Here is a 19,594-nt window from a genome sequence, read left to right as displayed (position 1 = left end):
TCCCCTGTTCACAGTGGACCGGCGCCTACTCAGGCGCCGGTTCGCGCTTTCTCACGCAGCGCCGATCGAACCGCAATCCGGGAGCGAACCGCAAGTCCGGCCCGCAGCGCGACCCGCAACGGCGCCTGCCACCAGTGCGGATGCCGGTCCGCCTGGAAGCGGTACGCGCTGGCGTGGTGGGCGGGCAGCATCAATTCGGGATGCTTGCCCGCGGCGTGCCCCTTGGCGTGGGTCACCTCGGCGTCCGGGACGAATACATTGTGCCAGCCCGCCTTGCCCATGCGGTCACCGAAGTCCACGTCCTCCATGTACATGAAGTAGCGCGAGTCGAAACCGTCGATGGTGTCGAACGCGGCGCGGCGCACCAGCAGGCAGGAGCCGGACAGCCAGCCGACCACTCGCTCGGAGATCTGCTCGTTCTCCTGGCGGTAGCGCATCGACCAGGGGTTCTTCGGCCAGACCGAGCCGAGTATCGCGTGGCCCGCGCCGTCGGCGAGGCCGGGGACGCGGCGCGCGGACGGGTAGATACTGCCGTCGGGCTCACGGACCATCGGCCCGAAAGCGCCCGCGCGCGGCCAGCGCTTGGCCGCCTCGAGCATCTTGTCGATGGAGTCGACGCCCCAGCGGATGTCCGGGTTGGCCAGGATCACGAACTCGATCGACGGATCGATCTCGGCGACGGCGCGGTTGATGGCGCCGCCGTAGCCGATATTGCCGCCGGTGTGCAGCAGCGTCACGTGCGAGTTGGCCTCGGCGACGAGCTCGGGGACGCCATCGGTGGAGCCGTTGTCGGCCAGGATCACCTGCGGCTTCTCGGTGGTCGCGTCGGCCAGGGTGGTGATGAAGTGCTCGAGGTGCTCACCCGGTGAATAGGTCACCGTGACCACGGCAATGCCGGCGGGGGCTGGAGAATCGGCTGAGTCTGCTGCGTTCACGACTGCGGAGCCTAGTCGGACAACCGGCTCAGTGCGTCGGTGAGTGCGATACGCCAGGGACGAAGCGGGGTGAGGCCCGCCCCGTCCCAGGCCGCGGGAGACAGCACCGAATACGCCGGGCGCGGTGCGGGTCTGGGGAACTCGCTGGACGCGCACGGCAGTACCCGGGCCGGGTCGGCGCCGAGGTCGGTGAAAACCGCTGCGGCGAGGTCGAACCAGGTGGCGGTGCCGGAATTGGTGGTGTGCAGCACAGTGGGGGCGTCGGGTCGGGTGCTCAGTTCCAGCAGCGCGGCGGCGAGGTCGGCGGCGCTGGTGGGGGAGCCGAGCTGGTCGTTCACCACGCTGACGGTGTCGCGTTCGGCCTCCAGCCTGCGCATGGTCGCGACAAAATCCCCCTCGACACCGCCGTACACCCAGGCGGTGCGCACGACGTGGGCGCCCAGCTCGAGCACGGCCCGCTCCCCGGCGAGCTTGGACTGTCCGTAGACCGAGGCGGGTCCGGTCGGGTCGCCGGGTTCATACGGTGTCGTCGCGGTCCCGGGGAAGACGTAGTCGGTGGACACGTGGATCAGCCGCGCGCCCGCCGCGGCGCAGGCGGCGGCGAGTACCGCCGGTCCGGTCGCGTTGGCGGCGAAGGCGGCCTCGACATCGGTTTCGGCGGCATCCACCGCGGTATAGGCCGCGCAGTTGATCACCACGGCGCCGGGCGTGAGGACGGCGTCGACGGCGGCGCGGTCGGTGATGTCGAGATCGGCCCGCCCGAAGCCACGCGCGTCGGGTGCCAGGCGCAGGATCTCTCGCCCCAGCAGACCACGCGCGCCGGTTACGATCAGCGGCGCGGGGGCGCGGAATTCGGCATTCACGCGGCCAGTCTGGCACGCCGGGACACCTGCGGTTGGGCCCGAGTGTGGTAACTGTTAGTTAGCCTGTGCAGGCCGGTGTCCGCGGACGAGCCCGGGCTAACGACACGGCGGTGCATGCCGGGGGTGCAGCGGTCCGGGCGCGGAGTTCGTCGAGAGGATGCACGAGTGCGAGAGTCGACAAGACCGGTCAGCGCGCCCGCGGGCGGCTTCGGTCCGGCCAAACTGATGGTGGCGATCTCGGCGGTGCTGGTGCTGGCACTCACCGGGTTCGCTTGGCGCAGCGTCGACAACCTGATCGCCAATATCGACCGGATCGGCGGCCTCGGTCTCGGCGGTGAGCGCGACGGCGCCGTCGACATCCTGCTCGTGGGTGTCGACAGCCGCACCGACGCGCACGGCAACCCGCTCACCAACGCCGAGCGCGCCATGCTGCACGCGGGCGACGAGGTGGGCACCAATACCGACACCATCGTGCTGATTCGCGTTCCCAACGACGGCCGCTCGGCCACCGCGATCTCCATTCCGCGCGACGCCTACGTCGATATCGGCGGCCAGGGCAAAGCCAAGATCAACTCCGCGTACGGCTCGACCAAGGAGACCGAACGCGCCGAACTGCTCGACGACGGCAAGTCCGAGGCCGAGGCCGAACGCGCGTCGACCAAGGCGGGCCGACAGGCCCTCATCAAATCGGTGGCCACCCTCACCGGCATCACCGTCGACCACTACGCCGAGGTGAGTCTGCTCGGCTTCGTGCTGCTCACCGACTCGGTCGGCGGGGTCGAGGTGTGCCTGAATCAGGCGGTGGACGAACCGATGTCGGGCGCGGACTTCCCGGCCGGGCGTCAGCGCCTCGACGGTCAGGAGGCCTTGAGCTTCGTGCGTCAGCGCCATGATCTCGAACGCGGTGACATCGACCGGATCGTGCGTCAGCAGGTGTTCATGGCGCAACTGGTCGGTCAGCTGCTCAATGCCAAGATCCTCGCCAATCCGGGCAAGCTCAGTGAGATCAGCGAGGCGGTCGGGCGCACCGTGGTGCTCGACGAGGACTGGGACGTGCTGGCCTTTCTGCAGCAGCTCAAGGATCTGTCCGGCGGCAAGGTGGAATTCGAGACCATTCCCGTCTCCGACCTCAACAGCATGACCTCGGCGGGGGAGTCGGTGGTCAAGGTCGACCCGAAGACGGTGCAGAGTTTCGTCGCCGGGCTCGTGGGGGAGGAGGAACAAGAAGCGACCGCGCCGAAGATCGACACCTCGACGGTGACGGTGAACGTGCTCAACGCGGGTGGCGCCACCGGACTCGCGGGCAAGGTGTCGGCGGCCCTGACGGGCAAGGGATTCAAAGAAGGCACGGTCGGCAATTACACCGGCGGCACCGTGAGCTCGAGTCGCGTGCTGGCCGCCGATGTCGACGACCCGAAGGCGGCGGCGGTCGCCGAGGCGCTCGGTGGCCTGACGGTGGTAGCCGATGCGACAGTGTCGGCGGATACCGTGAGCGTGGTATTGGCGAGCGACTACTCTGGTCCCGGCTCGGCCGCGGCAGGCATGTTCGATCTCGACGCGACATCCTCGGCGACCGCGACCGCGACACCGATACCGCCCGCCCCGCCGATCGACGCAGGCCAGAACGGACCGAAATGTGTGAATTGACCCATGCGTGAGCCGAACTCGACCCTGACCGACGCCCTCCTCGACCCGATCCTCGAACGCGATCCCGCCGGACCACGCGTCACCTGGTACGACGACGCCACCGGTGCGCGGATCGAACTGTCCGGGCTGACGTTGGCCAACTGGGCCGCCAAGACCGCGAACCTGATCCGCGACGAATTCGCGCTCACCCCCGGCGCCAGGGTGGCGGTGCTGTTGCCCGCGCACTGGCAGACCGCCGCGGTACTGCTCGGATGCTGGTGGGCGGGAACCGAAGTGGTGCTCACCCCCGACCCCGATGCCGACCTCGCGCTGGTCACCCCCGACCGGCTCGACGACGCCGACGGTGTCGGCGAGGTGGCGGTGCTGTCGCTGGACGCGATGGGAACGCCGGTGCGTGATCTGCCGGTGGGCGTCACCGATTTCGCGACCGCGGTGCGGGTGCACGGTGATCAGTTCCTGCCCGGCGGATTCCGGGCCGCGCTCGACGGCCTGCCGGTGAACGAAGTGCTGACCATGGCCCGCAAATCCGCCGCGCTGCAAGGGTTTTCCGCCGGCGACCGGGTGCTGTCGAGTACGCCGTGGGAGACGGTGGAGGAAGTGATCGACGGGTTCGTGGCGGTGTTGTTCGCCGGGGCTTCGCTGGTGCAGGTCGTCAATCCCGATCCGGCCGGTGTCGAACATCGGGTCGTCACCGAGAAGGTGACCGTCCGGCGCTGACTCCTACCCAGGTATAGGTTCGGGTCCACCTCCGGGACGTGTCGCCTGTCACATCCCGTCCGTACTGTCGAAGCAAGACTTCGGCAGAGTGGCAGGGGTGGCGATGATTGCGAAATACTGGGTTCGATGGTCGGCTGAACACGGGGCGCCGCGGGCGGTTCTGCGCTGGCAGGCCCGTCGCGGCGATCCGTTCGCGATCTTGCTCAGCGGTCGGCGAGGTCTGCACGATCCCTATCCGCTGATCGATGAGGTGCGCGGGTCGGGCGGAGTGATCAGGACGCCGTTGTCCCTCGCCGCGTTCGACCACAAGCAGGTCCGAGCGATCCTGCGCGACCCCAGATTCGGGGTGCGGCCCGCCCTCGGCAACGACCTGCCCGCCCCGTGGCGCAAGCTCGCCGAACGGGTCGCGGTGCTGCCCAATCCGGTCGAGCCACCGTCGATGCTGGTCATCAATCCGCCCGAGCACACGAGAATGCGCAAGCCGGTGGCCTCGGCCTTCACCCCGCGCGCCATCGCGAGGCTGCGGGATCGGGTGGAGGTGGTCACGGCCGAACTGCTCGACGCGATGCCCGCGAACGGCTCGGTCGACCTGATCACCGATTTCGCCGCCAAGGTGCCGATCGCGATCATCGCCGAGATGCTCGGCTTCCCGCCCCCGGACCGGGACAGGTTCCTCGAATGGGGCGACAAGGTGACGCCGCTGCTCGACATCGGCACATCATGGCGGTCCTACCGCGCCGCGATGAGCGCGATCGAGGACATGGACGAATACCTCGCCGACCACATCGCCACGCTGCGCCGCGCGCCGGGTGAGGACATCCTGTCCACCCTGGTCCGTTCGGGCGATCTGAGTCTGGCGGAACTGCAGGCGGGCGCGAGTCTGCTGATGGGGGCGGGTTTCGAGACGACAGTCAATCTGATCGGCAACGCGGTGGCCGCGCTGTCGGCCCATCCCGATCAGCTCGCGCTCGCGCAGGACGATCCCGACCGCTGGCCCGATGTGGTGGAGGAGACGCTGCGCTTCGATCCGCCGGTACAGACCACCGCGCGCCAGGCGCTCGAGGACGTCGAGGTCGAGGGCTACCTGGTGCGGGCCGAGACGACGGTCATCCTGTCGCTGGCCGGGGCCAACCGCGACCCGGCGGTCTTCCCCGACCCGCACCGCTTCGACATCGACCGTCCCAATCTCAAGGAGCACGTGGCCTTCAGCAGCGGTATCCACGCCTGCCTCGGCGCGAGCCTGGCCAGGATGGAAGCGGTGCACGCTCTGCGCGCGCTCTACACCCGCTACCCGAACCTGCGGCTACGCGGCGAGCCGGTGCGCCGAAACCTGTTCACGCTGCACGGTTTCGAACACATGCCGGTCGACCTCGGCCCGGTGGCGCGCACCTCGGCGCCCGAAGACCTGGCGGGCGCGTCCCGCCCGGCCTGAGTCCGGTGCGTGCGAGCTGATTACGTGCTCGTGCGCCAGCGGTAGCGGGTCTTCGGGCGACCGGCCCGGCCGTAATCGGCACGGCGTTCGGCCAGTCCGTCGTCGGCGAGCTTCTCGAGGTACCGCCACGCCGTGATCCGCGAAACACCGACGGCCGCGGCGGCATCGGTGGCCGTGATGCCCGATTCGGCCGAGCGCACCGCCCGCGACACCTCCTCCAGGGTGTGCTGCACAACGCCTTTCGGCGCACCGGCCTTCTGGTCGGCGGTGCGCAGCGCACCGAGCGCGCGGTCGATGTCGTACTGCGACAGCGCCGCCTCGCCCGCGGGCAGCGCGGTGTCGAAACCGCGGTAGCGTTCCAGCTTTTCCCGGAACGCGGCGAAGGTGAACGGCTTGAGCAGGTACAGCACCACGCCGTGCGCCACCGCGCTGCGCACCATGTTCAGCTCACGCGCCGAGGTGATCGCGATGACATCGGGTCGCGGCTGCAGTCCGTTGAGCGCGGCGGCCACATCGAGCCCGCTGATATCGGGCAGCCCGATGTCCATCAGCACCAGGTGGAACGGATTGCCGTCGGCGATCGCCTCGGCCGCCACCCGCAGTGCGTCGCGTCCGGTGTGGACGACCCCGCCGGTGACGAAACCGTCGAGCCGTTCGAGATAGGCCCGATGTGCCTGGGCGATCAACGGCTCGTCCTCGACGATCAGCACGCGGATCATGGTGTCTCCTTCAGCGGAATACGAACGATGACCGCGCTGTGTGGTGCGGCCGTGGTGGTGATGGTGCCGCGATGTCGGTCGACGAGGCGGTGCACCAGAGCGAGGCCGAGGCCCGCGTGGTCGGATTTCGTGGTGTAGCCGCGTTCGGCGGCCCGTGAGAACATCTGGGCCGACATACCCGGTCCGCTGTCGGACACCTGGACCCACAGCGCGCCGTCACGATGACACACCGACACCTCGACGCGCTTGTCGACGGTTCCCGCCGCCGCGTCGATCGCGTTGTCGATCAGGTTGCCGACCAGGGTGACGGTCTCGTGCGCCGACAGCGGATCGGTGGAATCCAGCGCGGTGTCCTCGCTGATGGCCAGGCCGACCCCGCGTTCGGCGGCCTGGTCGACCTTGCCGAGCAACAGCGCCGCCAATGCCGCGTCGCCGACGGCGGCCAGCAGACGGTCGATCAGCACCTGCGAGAGCTGCAATTCCGCGGTCGCGAAGGCCACCGCTTCATCCGGGCGGCCGAGCTCGACCATGGTGACCACGGTGTGCAGCCGGTTGGCCGCCTCGTGCGCCTGCGCGCGCAGCGATTCGGCGAAACCACGCACCGAGTCGAGCTCACCGAGCACCGCGCGCAGTTCGGTCTGATCGCGGATCGTGAGCACGGTGCCGATATCGTGGCCCTCCCAGCTGACCAGGTCCTGATTGACCAGCAGGATGCGGTCGGTGGTCACGTGCGTCTCGTCGCGCACCACGCCACCGCTCATCTGTTGCAGCGAGACGGGCAGGTCGGTGCGGAAGACCGGACCGTCGGGCAGGTCGAGCAGGGTGCGTGCCTGATCGTTGACCACCTCCGCGGCCTCGGTCGGGGCGCCGAACACCACCAGCCCCTCGTGCACGGAGTGCAGGACCGCGTCGTGGTGTTCGTAGAGCGCGCGCAGCTCGTCGGGAGCCAGACCGTGGGTCTGGCGGCGCAACCTGCGGCTGATCAGGAACGACGACAGCGCGGCCAGCCCGAGTCCCACCGCGGCCACCCCGAGGATCAGGGGCAGCTGGGAGGCCACCTGGGTGCTGATCTTGGCCCGGGTGACCCCGGCCGAGACCAGCGCCACCACCCGGCCGTTGTCGTAGACCGGGGTGACCGCGCGGATCGAGGGGCCGAGGGTGCCGGTGAACGTCTCGGTCAGCGTCTGGCCCGCCAGCGCGCCATCGATGCTGCCGACGAACGGCTTGCCGATCAGGTCGGGGTTGGTGTGGGTGTAGCGGGTGCGATCGGGCGCCATCACGACGATGAAGTCCATGCCGGTGGCCGCCCTGATCCGCTCGGTGGTCGGTTGCAGCAGCCCGCTCGGGTAGGGCGAGTTCACCGCGGCCAAGGTCGACGGCGACCGCGCTACCGTCACCGAAACATCTCTGACCTGCATTTCCGCGGCCAGGTCATGATCGCGCCTGGCATCGAGCACGGCCAGGATCGTGCCCACGGCGATCAGCAGCGCCAGCACCACCAGCTGCCATACGAAGGCCTGTCCCGCGAGCGACAGTCGTCCTCGTCGCACCTCTTGCCTCCGACCTGAATTTCTCGAACGTTATGCATCGATATGAAACTTATGGACCAAAGTGACGGCCGTCACAATAGTTGCTCATGCTCGTCGACATGAGCTCAACCACCGGACAACGGAAACGCGACCATACCCACTGGCTCTACATCGCGGTGATCATCGCCGTCGTGGCCGGCGTCATTGTCGGCCGGGTGGCCCCGGAATTCGGTCAGTCACTGGCGCCCCTCGGCACCGTGTTCGTGAACCTGATCAAGATGATGATCGCACCTGTCATCTTCTGCACGATCGTGCTGGGCATCGGTTCGGTGCGCGCGGCCGCCACCGTGGGCAAGGTCGGTGGCCTGGCCATCGGCTATTTCCTGGTGATGTCGACGGTCGCACTCGGCATCGGGCTCGTCGTCGGAAACCTCATCGATCCGGGTGAGGGACTCGATGTCGGCGCCTCGGGAGCGGGTGCGAAATACGCCGATCAGGCGCACAGCGCGGGGGGCACGTGGGATTTCATCCAGAACATCGTGCCGACCACGCTCGTGTCGTCGCTCACCGCGGGCAGCGTGCTGCAGGCCCTGTTCGTCGCACTGTTGGTCGGGTTCGCCGTGCAGGCGATGGGCGATGCGGGGGCACCGATCCTGCGCGCGGTCGCGCTGGGGCAGAAGCTGGTGTTCCGGATCCTGTCGATGATCCTGTGGCTGGCTCCGATCGGCGCGTTCGGCGCGATCGCGAACGTGGTCGGGCGCACCGGCTGGTCGGCGGTGGTGCAGTTGGCGACACTGATGATCGCGTTCTATCTGACGTGTCTGGTCTTCGTGTTCGGTGTGCTCGGCGTGATCCTGCGGTTGGTCTCCGGCGTCTCGATCCTGAAGCTGTGCCGGTACCTGTCGCGCGAGTACCTGCTGATTGTGGCGACCTCGTCGTCGGAATCGGCGCTGCCGCGACTGATCGCGAAGATGGAACACGCGGGGGTGGAGCGAACCACCGTGGGTGTTGTTGTACCGACCGGGTATTCGTTCAATCTCGACGGCACCGCCATCTACCTGACGATGGCCTCGATCTTCATCGCCGACGCGATGGGCAAGCCGCTCGCGCTCGGTGAACAGATCGGCCTGCTGCTGTTCATGATCATCGCGTCCAAGGGCGCCGCGGGCGTCACCGGTGCCGGTCTGGCCACCCTCGCCGGCGGCCTGCAGAGCCATCGCCCCGACCTGCTCGACGGTGTCGGCCTGATCGTCGGCATCGACCGCTTCATGTCGGAAGCCCGTGCGCTGACCAATTTCTCGGGCAACGCGGTGGCCACGCTGCTCATCGGCACGTGGACCAGGACCGTCGACGCCGACCGGACCCGCCGCGTGCTCGACCGTGAACTGCCGTTCGACGAGGAGACGATGGTCGACGACCACGAAGTGGATCAGCCCGTCGAACTCGCGAAACCAGTGCCGGCGCAGCCGGTCGAGGTGTCCTGAGACGGTCGAAGGCCCCGCGATGAGGAATCGCGGGGCCTTCGGATGCAGCAGATGGATCGTCTTAGATCCTGGACCACTTGCCGGGGTTGAGGTGGAACTGCACCAGGGCGTTGGCGTGGCCGTGGCCGAGGTTGTGCTCGGACTTGAGCCAGGTGACCAGGGCCGTGTGCCCGGTCGGCTCGGCTGCGTCGAGCAGGGCGAACCACTCGTCGACGGTGCGCCCGTACTTGGTCTCGATGGTGGGGAAGTAGGACGCGGGGCCGTGCGGCGCGTTCGCCATGGTGGTTCCTCCTCGATGGGTGTTCGTTATCGGTGAAGACGGTGCGGTGGGGCGGAATTCATCGCTGGTGTGGTCATGCCGCGACGAGTCGACGCTCCGCGGCGCTCACGCGGCTTTCGCGGATCAGCAGCACGCCGGCGAGCGCGACGAGTACGGCGGTGAAGCCGTGGACGCCCAACGCGGTGGCGGTGGAGCCGTGCCAGCTCAGGACGGTGGCCATGTCCCCGAACGGCGTGAGCGAGGTGGCCAGCATGGCGACGCCGAGCGCGAAGCGCTGCTTGGTGGCCAGCAGACCGAGGATCACCAGGCCGCTCACCACATCCCGGACGCCCTTGAGGTTCAGGAAGGCCACCGCGTCGCCCTCGGGCACGGCGGGGAGGCCGAAGCCCGCGGCCGTCATCTCCGGGGCGACGAGGTAGTTGATGCCGACGTAGATGATGAAGATCCCGCCGAGCAGGGAGAGGGCGGTGGCGATGCGCGAGGTGATCATGAGGTGCTCCTGAATCTTGTTGCTTGCTCTTAAATCTAGCGGCGCTAGGTGTTGAGAGAACTATAACCAGAGCCTCGCTATCTTGTCTAGCGCTGCTAGAATTTCAAGCATGAGCACCCAACAGCGCAAGGAACGCGAACGCGCCGAACGGCATCAGCGGATCATCGACACCGCGCGCGAAATGGCCGAGGCGGAGGGCTGGGACGCGGTCACCATCCGCAAACTGGCCGACCGCATCGAATACAGCCAGCCCGTGCTCTACAGCCACTTCGCGAACAAGGCGGCCATCGTCGGCGCCGTCGCCCTGCAGGGTTGCGTCGAGCTCGCCGAACAACTGAAGCTGGCCCGCGAGGCGGCGACCACCCATGCGGAGGTGATCGCCAATGTCGCGCGCGCCTACCTCGACTTCGCCACCGCCAACCCGGCCCGCTACGACGCCATCTTTCAGCAGAAGACCGACCTGAACTTCGGTCTCGACGCCCCGCAACCCCTGCGCGATGCCTTCGGCGGCCTGGAGGCGATGTTCGCCCCCTACTCCGAGGGCGACGACCTCGGCGCCCGCACGGAAGTCGCCTGGGCCTCTCTGCACGGCCTGGCCACCCTCGACCGGAACGGCCGATTGCGCCCCGAACTGCGCGAACGACGCATCACCCTGCTGGTCGACGGAACAAGCGAAGCGGCGGTCGATCCGAGCTGAACCCTCTCGCGCCATACCGGTCCGGTGGTGTGGCGCGGTGGATCCCGTGCGGTGCGGTGCTGTCGCGGCGTCGAGCCTGCCGGGTGACCGAGCGCACTGCGACAGGCTCGCCGCTCCGCGTAGGTTGGAGGTAACGACGCAGGTCGGCAGAGCGGCCGAGGGCGAAGGGACGGCGGATGGCGGAAGTCGTAGTAGTGGGGTCGGGGCCGAACGGTCTTGCCGCGGCGGTGATCGCCGCTCGGGCCGGGTTGTCGGTGCGGGTCCTCGAAGCGCAGGAGCAGGCAGGCGGTGGATCGCGCACCGCAGAGCTCACCCTGCCCGGCTTCCATCACGACATCTGTGCCGGTGCGCATCCGATGGCCTTGGCGTCACCGTTCTTTCGCGCGTTCGATCTCGCGGCGCACGGCGTCGACCTGCTCACCCCGACAGTCTCCTACGCCCACCCGCTCGACGGTGGAATCGCCGGATTGGCTTGGCGCAACCTCGAATCCACCGTCGCCGACCTCGGGCGCGACGGCCGAGCATGGCGCGAACTGTTCGCGCCGCTGGTCGAACACTGGCCCGAGGTGGTCGAGCTGGCCATGTCGGATCTGCGGCATCCACCGCTGCGCGTCGGCACGGGCATCAAGTTCGCGACCCGCCTGCTCGAACAGGCATCCCCGTTGTCCGGCAACCGTTTCAGCGATGACGTGGCGCCCGCGATGTTCAGCGGTGTGGCCGCCCACGCCATCACCTCACCGCGCGCCTTCCCCGCGGTCGGCGCGGCACTGCTGCTCGGCACCCTCGCGCACGCGGGCGGCTGGGTGATCCCGCGCGGCGGCAGTCAGGCGATCCCGAACGCGATGATCGCCGAAATCGAAAGCCTCGGTGGGGAGGTGCTCACCGGGCACCGGGTCGACGATTTCGCCGAACTCGCCACCGCCCGCGCGGTGCTGTTCGACACCTCGCCCGCCGAGCTTCTTCGCATCGCCGGTGACCGTCTGCCGTCGCGTTACCGCAACAGCCTCGGGCGTTTCCAGTACGGCAACGCCGCCTGCAAGGTCGACTTCGCCCTGTCGGGACCGGTGCCGTGGGCCGCGCCGGGCGCCGACCTGGCGGGCACCTTGCACCTGGTCGGCACCAGAGCCGAAGCCATGCACGCCGAACACCAGGTCGCCACCGGCGCATTCGCCGATCGGCCGTTCGTGCTGGCCATTCAGCCCGGCGTGGTCGACGCCACCCGCGCACCCGAGGGACAGCACACCTTCTACACCTATGCCCACGTCCCCAACGGGACCGATCGCGATATCAGCGAGCAGGTGATCGACCAGGTCGAACGGTTCGCGCCCGGTTTCCGCGATCTGATCCTCGCTAAACACGTGCGACCGGCGGCTTTCATGCCCGCGCACAACGCCAACTACATCGGCGGCGATATCTCGGCGGGCGCGATGTCCACGCGCCAGACCGTGTTCCGTCCGCTCGCTCGCTGGAACCCCTACTCCACCCCGATTCCGGGCACCTACCTGTGCTCGTCGTCGACCCCGCCGGGGCCCGGCGTACACGGGATGCCGGGGCTGCACGCGGCACAACACCTGCTGCGCAACCGTTTCGGCATCGTCACCGACCCGCTCGACCTGTTGCGCGGCGCGGCGCCCGCCTACCGGTAGCCGCTCAGCTCGGCTTCATCGGTAGGTCGTGGACCTTGTCGGGCTTGAACACATCAGGCTCGAGGTAGACCGTGCACGTGTTCGGGACGGCGGCGCGAATGCGGTCGTCCGCGGCGTCGATGGCCTCGGACACCTCCGTGATATCCAGGCCTGCGTGCAGCGCGATCTTGGCGTTGATCAACAGGTCCTGTGGGCCGAGGTACTGGGTCTGCATCCGGATGACGCGCTCGATCCGTGGATCGGCGAGCAGCGCCGACCGAATCGCGGTGTCGTCCTTGGCCGTCGCGCCCTCACCGATCAGCAGGCTCTTGGTCTCCACGATCAGGATCACCGCGTTCACGCCGAGCAGGATGCCGATGAGCAGTGTGCCCACACCGTCCCACACCGTGTTGCCGGTGATCATCGACAGACTCACACCCGTCAGCGCGAACACCAGGCCGGTGACGGCGCCCGCGTCTTCGAGCAGCACCACCGGCAGTTCGGGGTTGCGGGTGGTGCGGATGAAGTGCCACCACGTGTTCTTGCCCTTCAGCGGCGCCGACTGCTTGCGGGCGGTGAGGAAACTGGCGGTCTCCAGCACCATCGACACACCGAGGATGCCGATCGCGACCCAGGGCGACTGGATCTCCTCGGGGAACCGGATCTTGTGGATCGCTTCGTTGATCGCGAACAAGCAACCCATCGTGAACAGCACCAGCGCCACGACGAACGAATAGAAGTACCGATTGCGCGAATACCCGAACGGGTGCAGTGTGTCCGGCGGCTGGTCGGCTCGGTTCTGCCCGACCAGCAGCAGCGCCTCGTTGCCGGTGTCGGCCACCGAGTGCACCGCCTCGGCCAGCATCGACGACGATCCGGTGATGAACGCGCCGATGAACTTCGCGACCATGATGCCGGCGTTCGCCCCGAGCGCCGCGAGGATCGCGACCTTGCTTTCTCCACCTTGCTCGGCCATAGATCGAACGCTACAACGGTCGCTGACCCACACCCCGACCCCGGCACCGTGTCGTCGGGCCCGGCATTCTCGGCGCGCCTCCGCCTCTGGACTGAGTGGAGGGCGCGACGAAGGAGTGCCCGGAGGGAGGGAAGAGGCGGAGTCAAGCGCCGAGAACCGCGGCGCCAGCCGCTATTTCACACGGTAGAGGTCGGGTTCCAAGTAGATCAGGCGGGCGGTGGGTACTGCTGCGCGCACGCGCGTTTCGGCCGCGTCGATCGCCTCGGCGACACCGGCGATGTCCAGGTTCGGGGCGAGCGCGACCTTGGCCGCGACCAGCATTTCCTCCGGGCCCATGTACTGGGTCTTGAGGTGGATCACCGAGGTGATCTTGGCGCCGTCGACCAGGTTCTCGCGGATGGCCAGACCCTGTTCGGGGGTCGCGCCTTCACCGATGAGCAGGCTCTTCATCTCCACGATCAGCACGATCGCGATGATGCCGAGCAGGACACCGATGCACAGGGTGCCGATGCCGTCGTAGATCGGGTCGTCGGTGACCATGGTCAGGCCGACGCCGCCGAGGGCGAGTACCAGGCCGATCAGTGCGCCGGTGTCCTCGAGCAACACCACCGGCAGCTCGGGGCTGCGCGAGTTGCGGATGAACCTCCACCAGCTCGCATCGCCCTTGAGCGGCCGGGATTCACGCACCGCGGTGAGGAAGCTGAAAGTCTCGAGGCCGATCGCGATCACGAGGATGATCACCGCGACGATCGGCTGACTCAGCTCCTCTGGATGCTGGACCTTGTGGATACCTTCGTATACCGCGTACACCGAGCCGAGGGTGAACAGCACCAGCGCCACGACGAACGAGTAGAAGTAGCGATTGCGGCCGTACCCGAACTGGTGCAGCTCGTCGGCGTCCTTGGCGGCGGCGCGCTGCCCGAACAGCAGCAGACCCTGATTCGAGGTGTCGGCGACCGAGTGCACACCCTCCGCCATCATCGACGCCGACCCCGTGATGAACGCGCCGACGAACTTCGCCACCGCGATCCCCGCGTTGGCTACCAACGCCGCGACGATCGCCTTCTTGCCACCACCAGCCGACATGCCGGCCCGCCCTTCTGTTCACTGAACACGACTCGCCACAGCCTAATAGGACACCGACGCGGAGCGGTCATGTGTCCTGCACGGGAGCCGAGGCGGGGGTTCGCCTACGGCACAGATCAGTTGCCGTCGCCGACGCAGGCGCTGAACAGCTGCGCGGGCCCGCGCAACGCGCGCGCCTTGATGTCGGTGTCGGCGGCGGAGATCCAGGCCGCGCTGCCACGTTCGATGATGAGGGTGCGCCCGTTCTCGGAGAGCTCGAGCGTGCCCGCGGTGCACAGCACGATGCCCGGCCCGACGTCGGCGAGCACGACCGGCTCGTCCTCGGCGCCGAGATCGAAGCGGCACAGGGCGAATTCCGGTGCGGGCGTGCGGTACCGGATGCCGCCGTCGTCGCCGGGGTCGGGTTCGATCACCGGCAGGTCGATCGGTTCGAAGTCGAGCACCCGCAGGAGTTCGGGCACGTCGACGTGCTTGGGGGTGAGCCCGCCGCGCAGCACGTTGTCGGAGTTGGCCATGATCTCCACCCCGACCCCACGCAGGTAGGCGTGCAGATTGCCGGCCGCGAGGAACAGCGCCTGGCCCGGTTCCAGGGTCAGGCGGTTGAGCAGCAGCGCGGCGAGGACACCCGCGTCGCCGGGGTAGACCTCGGCCAGTTCGAGCGCGGTGCGCACCTCGGCGGTGAACGCCCGCGCGCCCTTGCTGGACAGGTAGTGCACACAGCCCTCGAGCACCGTGGGCAGCAGCTTCGACAGCGCGGCGGGGGGCAGCGTGATCCAGGTGGTGAACAAGGTCCGCAGACCGGCCGAATCGGGCTGGGCGGCAAGCAGTTCGGCGTAGATATTGAGGCCGGGCACGTCGAGCGCGCGTAACAACTCGACGGTGCGGAGCGGGTCGCGGAACCCGGCCAGCGCCTCGAAACGCTCCAGCGCGACAACGAGTTCGGGCTTGTGGCTGTCGTCGCGGTAGTTGCGCAGCGGCGAATCGAGCGCGACACCGGTGCGGTTCTCCCGTTCGAATCCGGCTCGCGCCTGCGCCGAACTCGGGTGGGCCTGCAGCGACAGCGGCTCCTCGGCAGCGAGGATCTTCAGCAGGAACGGCAGGCGGGCGCCGAAAGTATCGGCCACCGCGCCCAATTCGCCCGCGGGGTCGGCGGTGAGTACCTCGACCAGCGAGCGTTTGCCCGAGTCGGTCTGCACGTGCGCGGGATCGGCCGGGTGCGCGCCGAACCAGAGTTCAGCTTCGGGATGGGCCGATGGCACCGGCCGTCCGCACAGCTGAGCGAGCGCGGTGCGCGACCCCCATGCGTAAGAACGCAGCGCACCAACGAGTTCCTGCACTAGTAGCGTCCCCCGTCGTATCGATCCGGTTCGGGCGCGGCGGCACCGCGTGCGAGGGTCAGCCGAAGATAGGCCGCGGCCATGTCCAGCCGCAGCGCCAGCACCGCGAGCTGCTCGAGTTCGCTGCCGTGTCCGCCCCCTGCGGCGGAGGCGGCAGCGGTGCGTTCGATCGCGGGCGCGGCACCGGGGTCGGCGAGTTGAGATTGCAGCACGTCGACATCGGCATGGATCAGCTCGGCGTCGACCAAGCCACCGCCTGCGCCTTCGAAGACCGCCAGCTTGCGCCGGGCGGCAGCCTGATCGGGATGCACGCTCAAGGCCAGCACCCGCACCCGCTCGACCGGGGCAGGTCCGTCGAGCTCCTCGTCGTGGAACAGCGGATCGAAGCCGGGTGCGGTGCCGCCGGTTGCCTGGGAGAGGCGGCCGACCGAGGCGACCGCATCGGACAGATCAGCGGCGGAGACGAGCCTGCCCGCTGATTGCAGCAGCACCTCGGCGCCGTGGCCCGCCAGTTCGACGGCGGCGGGGGAATCTCCCGCGAGGACTACGCCGACGCCGTGTATGCGGGCGGCGAGGGTCTTCGCCGGATTGCGGAAGACTTCCGTGTGCGGGCCGTCGCGCAGCGCCTCGGCGTCGAGCATGTCGGCCAGCGCGGTGAGATCAGGAGTAGTCGGGCCGCTGCGCTGGGCGTCGACACCGCGCAATACCGCGATCCCGACGGCGAGGAAACGCAGCAGCCGATTGTGGTCGAGCACGGGCACCCGAGGCTCGAGCACGATCGCGCGACCGGCGGCGACCGCGCGCAACGGACCCTCGTTGGGGGCGGCGATCACCACTTCCGCACTGCGGCGCAGGGCGCGGTCGACGGCATCGATGAGTCGCGGATCGCCCGCGTCGTCACCGGCCACCAGGACCACGTCCAGCGGACCGACCCACGGTGGCAGCGAGGTGACGTGCACGATCGGCAGCCCGGCCCGGTCACCGAGCGTGGCGACCAGCAGCCCGGCCGCACGCGCGGCCCGACCCGAGCCCGCGACCAGCACCAGGCTGCGCGGGCGCAGATCGGAGAGCCGTTCGATGAGCGAGGTTTCGGCGACCGCCGCGGCCGTGGCACGCACCTGGGCGCCGCCCGAAGCGGCCGAGCGCAGGGCGCCGGCGGTGTCGGCCGCCGCCAGCGACTCGGCATCGTCGAGGTCGAATACCGGTGTTCCAGCGATCATCGCCGAATCCACCTCCCCTCATCGCGCTGTGTCGTCCGTGACTCCACTATTCCAGCCGGGCACCGGCAATGCTCGTAATCTGCCGTGGCCGAATACCGGGCATGTGATTCCACTGCTACTGGTTTCATCTTCCCAGTCAGGCGCGGACGATGCTCAGGATCTCGGTCACGAGTGCGTTTACATCGTCGCGCGATCCGGCCTCGACATTGAGTCGGAGTAGCGGTTCGGTGTTCGAGGCGCGCAGGTTGAACCAGGCATGGCCGCCCAGATCGACCGTGACACCGTCCATGCGGTCCACCGATTCGGTGCGATCGGCGAACGCGGTGATCACCGCGGCGGTGCGCTCGGCGGCGTCGGCGACGGTCGAGTTGATCTCGCCCGAGGCGGCGTACACGTCGTAGGCGGCCATCAGGTCCGAGACCGGACGCGTGCCCTCGCCGAGCGCGGCCAGCACGTGCAGCGCGGCCAGCATGCCCGAGTCGGCACCCCAGAAATCGCGGAAGTAGTAGTGCGCCGAGTGCTCGCCGCCGAACACCGCGCCGGTCGAGGCCATCTCCTGCTTGATGAACGAGTGCCCGACCCTGGTGCGCACCGGCTTGCCGCCCAGTTCCTCGACCAGCTCCGGCACCGCGCGCGAGGTGATCAGGTTGTGGATCACGGTGGCGCCCGGCTCCTTGGCCAGCTCACGCTGGGCCACGATGGCCGTGATCGCCGAGGGGGACACCGGCTCGCCGCGCTCGTCGACGACGAAGCAGCGGTCGGCGTCGCCGTCGAAGGCGAGGCCGATGTCGGCGCCGCTGGAACGGACCAGCGCCTGCAGATCGACGAGGTTCTTCGGATCGAGTGGGTTGGCCTCGTGGTTGGGGAACGAGCCGTCGAGTTCGAAGTACAGCGGCACGATGGTGATCGGTCCGAGGGTGCCGAGGACGGCGGGCACGGTGTGGCCGCCCATGCCGTTGCCCGCGTCGACCGCGACGGTGAGCGGACGGATCTCGTCGAGGTTCACCAGCGCGCGCAGGTAGTCCGCGTAGTCGGCGAGCAGATCGGTGCTGGTGGCGGTGCCTGGCGTGCCGTCGTAGGCGGGCACACCCTCGATCACCTCGGCCGCGATCGTCGCCAGCCCGGTGTCCTGGCCGACGGGCAGCGCGTTCGCGCGGCACAGCTTGATGCCGTTGTACTTCGCCGGATTGTGGCTGGCGGTGAACATCGCGCCCGGGCAGCCGAGCTTGCCCGAGGCGAAGTAGAGCTGGTCGGTGGAGGCGAGGCCGATGTGCACCACATCCAGACCCTGGGCCCGCACGCCCTGCGCGAAAGCCTCGGACAGCGCGGGGGAGGATTCACGCATGTCGTGGCCGATCACCACGCGCTGGGCGCCCTCGGCGCGCATGAGGCGGGCGAAGGAAGCGCCGACATCGCTGACGAACGCCTCGTCGATCTGTTCGCCCACCACCCCGCGGACGTCATAAGCCTTGATCACGGCATTCACGAGTTCGCCAGAGCGCGCGAGGGTCGTCATGCGGCTAACCCTAGCGGGCTGCACCGACTCCTCGGGATACTGGCCGGACTAGCTACGGATCCGGCAGAACGCGAAGGTGGCCGCGGCGGCCGGTACGCGCGGTGCGCGGAGCCGAGGAGGCGTTGTCGCGGTCGCCCGGCTGGTCGGCTTCGGCGGCGGGGCGGCGGCGTAGGCCGGCTTCGCGGACGGCTTCGGCCAGTGCGGTGAGGTCGTCGTCGTCCGGGGTGCTCGAGGAGAAGCCGCCTTCGTGGCGGACCAGTTCCCAGCCCTTGGGCGCGGTGATGCGGCAGGCGTGCGTTTCGCAGAGATCCCAGGAATGTGGTTCGGCGACGGTGGCCAGGGGTCCGACGACGGCGGTCGAGTCGGAGTACACATACGTCAGCGTCGCTACAGCCGGGTTCTTGCAGCCGGGTCGGCAGCAACGACGCATAGGGATCACGACGTCGAGATTAGCCCTCCGCGCACCGAAAGTGGATACGGACACGCCCTAAACGGGCGCAGTCGCGTACGCCTACTCGGGTTCGGGATCGATGAGATCGGGGTCCACGCCGAGGTAGGTCGCGATCTGCTGGACGAGTACCTCGCGCAGCAACTCCACCAGATCGTCGGGATCGGCCGCTCGCAATTCCAGCGGCTTGCGGAACAACACCACCCTGGCGCGGGTGGCCGCGCCGTGGCGGTCGACGCCCGCGGGGATGAGACGCGACAGCGGGACGGGCCCGTCTGCAACGACCTCGTCCGGCCAGGTGACCGAATCAGGGTGCAGCGGACGGATTTTCGGTACATCGTCGACGGCGATATCGAGCTTGGTGAGTCGATCGTGCCAGCGGGTGTCCAGTGGGGCGAACGCCTCGAGCACGAGCCGATCGAATTTCTGGCCCCTGGTGCGCCACGCGGGCACCGTCGGCGGAAGCATGGGGCCTCGGACTCCGCGGCCGCGGCGGGTCACCGAACGAGCGGTGGGTGCCGGAGAATGACGCCGGGAACGTGCCATGGGTCTTTCACCTCTCTCGCCTGCACCGTGAAGATCAACAAGGGCGT

At 68.5% G+C, this 19,594-nt stretch carries 19 protein-coding genes; 6 read left to right on the top strand and 13 right to left on the bottom strand.

The annotated features are described in order from the left end of the window. Positions 1-29: 29 nt before the first annotated feature. Positions 30-893 carry a glycosyltransferase family 2 protein gene (locus IBJ82_RS14420; RefSeq protein WP_194827139.1) on the bottom strand — a complete coding sequence of 288 codons (864 nt, stop codon included), beginning with the start codon at positions 891-893 and terminating at the stop codon, positions 30-32. 53 nt (positions 894-946) lie between these two features. After that, complete coding sequence (gene rfbD / locus IBJ82_RS14415; protein WP_194826442.1) at positions 947-1,798, bottom strand: dTDP-4-dehydrorhamnose reductase; 852 nt, start codon at positions 1,796-1,798, stop codon at positions 947-949. 225 nt (positions 1,799-2,023) lie between these two features. Between rfbD and IBJ82_RS14410 the strand changes: the two genes are divergently transcribed. The 3 genes from IBJ82_RS14410 (at position 2,024) to IBJ82_RS14400 (ending at position 5,594) form a co-directional block, all read left to right on the top strand. Then, a complete protein-coding gene (locus IBJ82_RS14410) occupies positions 2,024-3,445 on the top strand; it encodes an LCP family protein (protein ID WP_194827138.1) in 1,422 nt (473 codons plus the stop codon). 3 nt (positions 3,446-3,448) lie between these two features. After that, complete coding sequence (locus tag IBJ82_RS14405; RefSeq protein WP_194826441.1) at positions 3,449-4,162, top strand: TIGR03089 family protein; 714 nt, start codon at positions 3,449-3,451, stop codon at positions 4,160-4,162. Between the two features lie 103 nt (positions 4,163-4,265). Beyond that, a complete protein-coding gene (locus tag IBJ82_RS14400; protein ID WP_194827137.1) occupies positions 4,266-5,594 on the top strand; it encodes a cytochrome P450 in 1,329 nt (442 codons plus the stop codon). Between the two features lie 20 nt (positions 5,595-5,614). On the opposite strand, the gene IBJ82_RS14395 is transcribed toward IBJ82_RS14400, so the two are convergent. Further along, positions 5,615-6,313 (bottom strand): response regulator, encoded by a 699-nt coding sequence (locus tag IBJ82_RS14395; protein WP_194826440.1) that lies wholly within the window; start codon positions 6,311-6,313, stop codon positions 5,615-5,617. After that, on the bottom strand, positions 6,310-7,863 hold the full coding sequence (locus IBJ82_RS14390) for an ATP-binding protein (RefSeq protein ID WP_370585305.1): 1,554 nt from the start codon (positions 7,861-7,863) through the stop codon (positions 6,310-6,312). The genes IBJ82_RS14395 and IBJ82_RS14390 overlap by 4 nt, the downstream gene beginning before the upstream one ends. Positions 7,864-7,961: 98 nt before the next feature. Between IBJ82_RS14390 and IBJ82_RS14385 the strand changes: the two genes are divergently transcribed. Beyond that, positions 7,962-9,326, top strand: coding sequence for a cation:dicarboxylate symporter family transporter (locus IBJ82_RS14385; protein WP_194826439.1), 1,365 nt, complete (start codon positions 7,962-7,964; stop codon positions 9,324-9,326). 61 nt (positions 9,327-9,387) lie between these two features. On the opposite strand, the gene IBJ82_RS14380 is transcribed toward IBJ82_RS14385, so the two are convergent. Both IBJ82_RS14380 and IBJ82_RS14375 read right to left on the bottom strand, forming a co-directional pair. After that, entirely contained in the window at positions 9,388-9,606 is a 219-nt protein-coding gene (locus IBJ82_RS14380; protein ID WP_194826438.1) for a DUF4287 domain-containing protein, read from the bottom strand. Positions 9,607-9,679: 73 nt separating this feature from the next. Beyond that, a complete protein-coding gene (locus IBJ82_RS14375; protein WP_194826437.1) occupies positions 9,680-10,096 on the bottom strand; it encodes a DUF4267 domain-containing protein in 417 nt (138 codons plus the stop codon). Positions 10,097-10,205: 109 nt separating this feature from the next. Here IBJ82_RS14375 and IBJ82_RS14370 point away from each other — a divergent pair, with 109 nt between their 5' ends. Then, entirely contained in the window at positions 10,206-10,793 is a 588-nt protein-coding gene (locus IBJ82_RS14370) for a TetR/AcrR family transcriptional regulator (protein WP_194826436.1), read from the top strand. Between the two features lie 176 nt (positions 10,794-10,969). Then, a complete protein-coding gene (locus IBJ82_RS14365; protein WP_194826435.1) occupies positions 10,970-12,439 on the top strand; it encodes an NAD(P)/FAD-dependent oxidoreductase in 1,470 nt (489 codons plus the stop codon). Positions 12,440-12,443: 4 nt separating this feature from the next. On the opposite strand, the gene IBJ82_RS14360 is transcribed toward IBJ82_RS14365, so the two are convergent. The 7 genes from IBJ82_RS14360 to IBJ82_RS14330 all read right to left on the bottom strand — a co-directional run bounded on the left by IBJ82_RS14360 (position 12,444) and on the right by IBJ82_RS14330 (position 19,547). Then, a complete protein-coding gene (locus IBJ82_RS14360) occupies positions 12,444-13,394 on the bottom strand; it encodes a cation diffusion facilitator family transporter (RefSeq protein ID WP_194826434.1) in 951 nt (316 codons plus the stop codon). Between the two features lie 171 nt (positions 13,395-13,565). Then, positions 13,566-14,480 carry a cation diffusion facilitator family transporter gene (locus tag IBJ82_RS14355; RefSeq protein WP_194826433.1) on the bottom strand — a complete coding sequence of 305 codons (915 nt, stop codon included), beginning with the start codon at positions 14,478-14,480 and terminating at the stop codon, positions 13,566-13,568. 116 nt (positions 14,481-14,596) lie between these two features. Further along, on the bottom strand, positions 14,597-15,817 hold the full coding sequence (manA, locus tag IBJ82_RS14350) for a mannose-6-phosphate isomerase, class I (RefSeq protein ID WP_194826432.1): 1,221 nt from the start codon (positions 15,815-15,817) through the stop codon (positions 14,597-14,599). After that, positions 15,817-17,037: a tobH protein gene (locus IBJ82_RS14345; RefSeq protein WP_194826431.1), complete on the bottom strand. Its 1,221-nt coding sequence runs from the start codon at positions 17,035-17,037 to the stop codon at positions 15,817-15,819. Before IBJ82_RS14345 ends, manA begins: the two co-directional genes overlap by 1 nt. Before the next feature lie 136 nt (positions 17,038-17,173). Further along, positions 17,174-18,553 carry a phosphomannomutase/phosphoglucomutase gene (locus tag IBJ82_RS14340; RefSeq protein WP_194826430.1) on the bottom strand — a complete coding sequence of 460 codons (1,380 nt, stop codon included), beginning with the start codon at positions 18,551-18,553 and terminating at the stop codon, positions 17,174-17,176. Positions 18,554-18,605: 52 nt separating this feature from the next. Further along, on the bottom strand, positions 18,606-18,983 hold the full coding sequence (locus IBJ82_RS14335; protein ID WP_194827135.1) for a DUF3499 domain-containing protein: 378 nt from the start codon (positions 18,981-18,983) through the stop codon (positions 18,606-18,608). A gap of 81 nt (positions 18,984-19,064) precedes the next feature. Further along, complete coding sequence (locus IBJ82_RS14330; protein ID WP_194826429.1) at positions 19,065-19,547, bottom strand: metallopeptidase family protein; 483 nt, start codon at positions 19,545-19,547, stop codon at positions 19,065-19,067. Between the last annotated feature and the right edge of the window lie 47 nt (positions 19,548-19,594).

Source organism: Nocardia sp. XZ_19_231 (assembly GCF_015355705.1).
Taxonomy (GTDB): Bacteria; Actinomycetota; Actinomycetes; order Mycobacteriales; family Mycobacteriaceae; genus Nocardia; species Nocardia salmonicida.
Note: the sequence above shows the minus strand (reverse complement) of the source record. Positions and strands in the feature narration are given on the sequence as shown.